The organism is Marinomonas arctica (assembly GCF_003259225.1).
GTDB lineage: Bacteria > Pseudomonadota > Gammaproteobacteria > Pseudomonadales > Marinomonadaceae > Marinomonas > Marinomonas arctica.
The window spans coordinates 1-568 of record NZ_QHJF01000086.1 but is presented as its reverse complement, the minus strand read 5'-3'; the positions used below and the strand labels follow the sequence as shown (position 1 = coordinate 568).

The 568-nt window shown below is 40.3% G+C and carries 1 protein-coding gene; it reads right to left on the bottom strand.

What is annotated here, in order from left to right; translation table 11 throughout:
* Positions 1 to 222: 222 nt before the first annotated feature.
* Complete coding sequence (locus DK187_RS20935) at positions 223 to 522, bottom strand: hypothetical protein (protein WP_111609225.1); 300 nt, start codon at positions 520 to 522, stop codon at positions 223 to 225.
* Positions 523 to 568 lie beyond the last annotated feature (46 nt).

The following is a 568-nucleotide window of genomic DNA, read 5'->3' as shown; positions in this document are numbered from 1 at the left end:
AGAAAAAGTGCTGGTCCAGGTGTTCGGAATAAACCGAAACAAGCGTTCGCAATCACCGAAATACGCAATCGCCTGAATCAGTGACGGGGACTAAAGAAGGAATAAATAGAGTAAGTGATCTTTTGGGGCAGATTAGCCATGGGGTTGTTGTTTAAATCAGCTGTGTAGCGATCAGATAAATTGCACATAATTACACGTTGGATTTTTTTGCTTGTAACGAACTCAGACCTGATTTGTATTGTTTAGGCCCTGATCCATCAAGACTGTTAGTGTTGCCGTATTTAGATTGATAGCTGTCTGTCGTTTATTGAAATCATCAAACTCTGCTGCCGTATCCTCATACCTTGCAATGACATTGCTTAAGGCTTCAATAATTATCAGGTTTTCGTCATAGTGCTCTAACAAGTCCTCTAAAAGTATAAGCGCTTGTTGGTGCTCACCAGTGCTCGATATGCCATTCAGAATAGGCAACTGGGTTACTATCGCTTTGGCCATTTGTGATATTTCATTTGTCACTAACATTTCATTTACCTATGGTTACTAGGATTAATTGGGGCTGGGTTGATAT